Source organism: Cupriavidus sp. HPC(L), assembly GCF_000307735.3.
In the GTDB taxonomy this organism is placed as follows: Bacteria; Pseudomonadota; Gammaproteobacteria; order Burkholderiales; family Burkholderiaceae; genus Cupriavidus.
The window spans coordinates 1-4721 of sequence record NZ_AMPR02000225.1 but is presented as its reverse complement, the minus strand read 5'-3'; the positions used below and the strand labels follow the sequence as shown (position 1 = coordinate 4721).

5 protein-coding genes are annotated in these 4721 nt (G+C 69.1%); 4 read left to right on the top strand and 1 reads right to left on the bottom strand.

The window, feature by feature from the left end:
* Positions 1-38: 38 nt before the first annotated feature.
* The 4 genes from B551_RS14100 to B551_RS14085 all read left to right on the top strand — a co-directional run bounded on the left by B551_RS14100 (position 39) and on the right by B551_RS14085 (position 3587).
* Positions 39-698 carry an SCO family protein gene (locus B551_RS14100; RefSeq protein ID WP_006579465.1) on the top strand — a complete coding sequence of 220 codons (660 nt, stop codon included), beginning with the start codon at positions 39-41 and terminating at the stop codon, positions 696-698.
* Positions 699-708: 10 nt separating this feature from the next.
* Positions 709-1881, top strand: coding sequence for a heme A synthase (locus B551_RS14095; protein ID WP_006579466.1), 1173 nt, complete (start codon positions 709-711; stop codon positions 1879-1881).
* On the top strand, positions 1878-2819 hold the full coding sequence (locus B551_RS14090) for a heme o synthase (RefSeq protein WP_006579467.1): 942 nt from the start codon (positions 1878-1880) through the stop codon (positions 2817-2819). The genes B551_RS14095 and B551_RS14090 overlap by 4 nt, the downstream gene beginning before the upstream one ends.
* A 138-nt stretch (positions 2820-2957) precedes the next feature.
* Positions 2958-3587 (top strand): SCO family protein, encoded by a 630-nt coding sequence (locus tag B551_RS14085; RefSeq protein WP_006579468.1) that lies wholly within the window; start codon positions 2958-2960, stop codon positions 3585-3587.
* A gap of 27 nt (positions 3588-3614) precedes the next feature.
* Here the strand turns inward: B551_RS14085 and B551_RS14080 are convergent, their stop codons facing one another.
* Complete coding sequence (locus B551_RS14080) at positions 3615-4520, bottom strand: GntR family transcriptional regulator (RefSeq protein WP_006579469.1); 906 nt, start codon at positions 4518-4520, stop codon at positions 3615-3617.
* Positions 4521-4721 lie beyond the last annotated feature (201 nt).

Genomic DNA, 4721 nt, shown 5'->3' with positions numbered 1-4721 from the left:
CCGCCCGCAACGACGATTAATCACTCCAACGACGATCCATGCCTTCCGATCCCGCCACGGCCAAGCCGGCCGCGCCGCAAGACTCCCGCAGCGATCCGCGCATCGATGCCCGCACGCGCCGCGGCCGGATCCAGATGCTGTTGCTGCTGCTGGTCTGCGCGTCGCCGGTCATCGCCTCGTATCTGACCTACTACGTGTTCCGGCCGGCCGGCGGGCAGACCAACTACGGCACGCTGATCGAGCCGCAGCGCCCGGCGCCGGCCGTGCAGGTGACGGACGAGCGCGGCCAGCCGGTGCCGCTGCAGGACTTCAAGGGCAAATGGCTGCTGGTGTCGACCGACAGCGCCGCCTGCGACGAGGCGTGCGCGAAGCGGCTGTTCACGATCCGGCAGATCCGCGCCGGCCAGGGCAAGGAGCGCGAGCGCATCGTGCCGGTCTGGCTGGTCAGCGACGACGGGCCGATCGACCCGCGCCTGACCGCCGCCTACAACGAGCCCTATGCCGGCGTGCGCTTCCTGCGCATGCCCCGCGAGCAGATCCGCGGCTGGCTGCCGCCCGCCGACGGCGAGGCGGTCGAGGCCACGCTGTATCTGGTCGATCCGCTCGGCAACCTGATGATGCGGTTCCCGAAGGACCCGGACCCGAAGAAGGTGCATTCGGACCTCAGCCGCCTGCTCAAGTACAACCGCATCGGCTGATGGAGGGCCCATGCTGACTCAACTCGCCCTGATCGGCCTGCTGCTGGCGCTGCTGCCGCTCAGCTATGTGCTGGCCCGCGGCAGCCGCGACAAATACCGCAAGCTGGTCTGGATCACCGCGTTCCTGACGCTGGACCTGATCATGTTCGGCAGCTTTACCCGGCTGACGGACTCGGGCCTGGGCTGCCCCGACTGGCCAGGCTGCTACGGCCATTCGAACCCCTATGCGGCCGTCGAGCACATTCGCGCGGCCGAAACGGCACTGCCGAGCGGCCCGGTGACCTGGGCCAAGGCCTGGATCGAGATGCTGCACCGGTACTTCGCGATGGCGGTCGGGGTCTTGATCATCGCGCTGGTGGTGCTGGCCTGGAGCAAGCGCCGCGAGCTGAAGCAATCGCCGTGGTTCGCCACCGGCGTGCTGCTGCTGGTCTGCGTGCAGGGCGCGTTCGGCGCCTTCACGGTCACGCTGAAGCTGCAGCCGATCATCGTGGTGACCCATCTGCTGCTGGGCATGGCGCTGCTGGCGGCGCTGATCTGGCTGGGCTCGCGCAGCGACCCGCCGCGCACGATCGCGCCGGCGGCGGCCGGCCTGCGCTGGCCGGGACGGATCGCGCTGGCGCTGCTGACGATCCAGATCTTCCTGGGCGGCTGGGTCAGCACCAACTACGCGGTGCTGGCCTGCACCGATTTCCCGCTGTGCAACGGGCAATGGATTCCCGAGATGGACTTCCGCCATGGCTTCACGCTGTGGCGGCAGCTGGGCATGACGGCGGACGGCGACTACATCCCGCATTCCGCGCTGGTGGCCATCCACTGGGTGCACCGCGGCTTCGCCGTGGTGGTGCTCGGCTATCTGGCCTGGTTCGCGCTGCGTACGCGCCGTTTTGCGCCGCTGGCGCGGGCGTCGCACTGGCTGTTGGCGACGCTGGTGCTGCAGTTGGCAACCGGTTTGTCGAATATCGTGCTCGATTGGCCGCTTTTGCCGGCAGTCGTCCACAATGGCGGCGCGGCGGTGCTGCTGATGCTGTTGGTCAGGCTCAATTACAATATAGGGCTCGCGACCCGCGCCGCCACCGCCGCGGCCCCCGGTTCCTTCGATCGCGCCCCCGCTGCCGCTCATGACGCCCCGGCTCCCGAAGCCGCCGGCGCAAATCGCCCGGCCGACACGGCGCGCGCCTCATGAAAGACAAGACTGCTCCCGTGGCCACCACCGCTACCCAGACCCAGCAACCGCCCAGCCGGCTGCGCCACCTCGCCCGCCAGTACGCCGCGCTGACCAAGCCGCGCGTGACGCAGCTGGCGGTCTTCTGCGCCATCATCGGCATGTTCCTGGCCACGCCCGGCATGGTGCCGTGGCGCGTGCTGATCGGCGGAGCCGCCGGCATCTGGCTGCTGGCCGCCGGCGCCTTCGCGATCAACTGCCTGGTCGAGCAGAAGGTCGACGCGCTGATGCGCCGCACCGCGTGGCGTCCGTCGGCCACCGGCGAGATCGGCACGAGCCAGATCCTGGTGTTCTCGCTGGTGCTGGGCGGCGCCGGCATGTGGCTGCTGCACGTGTTTACCAATGACCTGACGATGTGGCTGACCTTCGCCACCTTCGTCGGCTACGCGGTGGTCTACACGATCCTGCTCAAGCCCGCCACGCCGCAGAACATCGTGATCGGCGGCCTGTCGGGCGCGATGCCGCCGGCGCTGGGCTGGGCCGCGGTGGCGGGCGACGTGCCGGCCGAGGCCTGGTTCCTGGTGCTGATCATCTTCACCTGGACCCCGCCGCACTTCTGGGCGCTGGCGCTGTACCGCCGCGCCGACTATGCCAAGTCGGGCCTGCCGATGCTGCCGATCACGCACGGCGAACGCTTCACGCTGCTGCACATCCTGCTGTACACGCTGGTGATGATCGCGGCGACGCTGCTGCCCTTTGTCTACGGCATGAGCGGCTACATCTACCTGGCGGCGGCGCTGGTGCTGGGCGGCATCTTCCTGGCCTATGCCTGGAAGCTGTACCGGCAATACTCGGACGCGCTGGCGCAGCGCACCTTCCGCTTCTCGATTCTCTATCTGTCGCTGCTGTTCGCCGCGCTGCTGATCGACCACTACTTCAAGTTCGTGCCGCAGGCATGACGGCGCCCGGCCGCGACACGATGTCGCGGCCAGCGCCCGGTGTGCCGCGATCGGCGATACTAGCCGCTGCCGCCGGCGCGCCTGCCGCGCCACTCCTCCCGCCGGCACACGCAGACAAGCCCAAACCGAACCGACACCATGCGCACCGCCTCGTTTCCCTCGTCCGTATTCCCGTCCCTGGCCAATCTGCGCCGCTTCCTGTTGGTCGCGCTGCTGGCGCTCGGCCTGGCCGCCTGCGGCCAGCAGAAGCCGACCTTCCAGAACATCGACGTGACCGGCGGCAGCGAATTCGGCAAGGACTTCAAGCTGACCGACCACACCGGCAAGGAACGCACGCTGGCCGACTTCAAGGGCAAGGCCGTGGTGATGTTCTTCGGCTACACCCATTGCCCCGACGTGTGCCCGACCACGATGGTCGAGTGGAAGACCGTGATGGAGCAGCTCGGCCCGGACGCCGACCGCGTCCAGGTGCTGTTCATCACCGTCGATCCGGAGCGCGACACGCAAGCGCTGCTGGCCCAGTACGTGCCGGCCTTCGATCCGCGCTTCCTCGGTATGCGGCCCGCCGACGAAGCGGCACTGCGCCAGCTGACCAAGGACTTCAAGGTGTTCTACGCCAAGGTGCCCGGCAGCGCGCCGGGCAATTACACGGTCGACCATTCGGCCGGCAGCTATGTGTTCGATCCGGAAGGGCACCTGCGGCTGTTCATCCGCCACGGCCAGGGCACCGAGCCGATCGTCAAGGACATGAAGCAGCTGCTGTCCTGACCTGTCCGGACGGCAGGCCGCCGGGGCTCAGCCCTTGTTGAAGATGCTGTAGAAGTCCGGCGCGCCGACCTCGGTCACGGTCAGGTCCAGCGACCCTTCGATGTGCTCGAGGTGCTCGCGCATCCGCGCGCGGGCCGCGGCTTCGTCGCGCTTCTCGATCGCCGCGATCAGGTCGCGGTGTTCGTGCTCCGGGCAGGCCGGCGCACCCGGCCGGTCATACAGCGTGATGATCAGGCAGGTCAGCGAGACCATCTCGCGGATGACCTTCTCCAGGATGGCGTTGCCGGCCATTTCCGCCAGCAGGATATGAAACTCCCCCGATAGCCGGATCACCGCGGCGCGGTCGCCGCGTGCGCGCGCCGCGTCCTCTTCCTGCACGTGCCGCTGCAGGCTGCGGACCTTGGCCGGCGTCGCGTGGCGCGCCAGCGTGGCGGCCAGCTCGGGCTCGATGACCTGGCGCGTCTGGAACACCTGGTGCGCCTCCTCGACCGACGGGCTGGCGATGAAGGCGCCGCGGTTCGGCACCAGCGTGACCAGCTTTTCGTGCGCCAGCCGGGCGAACACCTGGCGGATGCGCGCGCGGCTGGCGCCGGTGACCTCGCACAGCCGCTCCTCGACCAGTTTGGTGCCGGCCAGCAGCCGGTGTTCCATGATCGCGGACAGCAGGCTCAGATAGATCGCCTCGGTGGCCGAGGCTTCGGCGCTGCCGCTGTCCGCGCTCTCGGCGGCGTTGGCGGCGGTGTTGGCGGCGGCATTGGCGACTGCGTTTGCAGCGGCGGCGCTCATGGTCTGTACGTCCTCAGCCGGCGCAACGGTGCTGCGGGACGTGGCCTTGCGGGCGGCGGGTTTGCCGGTGGCGGTCTTGCGCGTGGCCGCCGTGGGCGCCGATGCGGCGGCGGTCTTGCCGCCGGCCGGCTTGCGAAGTGATGACATTGTGACGATGCGCGGTGGACTTTGTCACCGCGATTGGCGACGAACGATCCGCATATCGTACACAAAGCGGGCGGCGCCGGCCCGAAACGCCGGTGCGCGCAGGCCGCCGGGCAGCCATCCGCGGCGTTCCTTCAGAGCGCCAGCGACAGATCGCCCTGCACCGCCGCCCTTGGCTCGCGCGCCGATTCGGCACGGGGATGC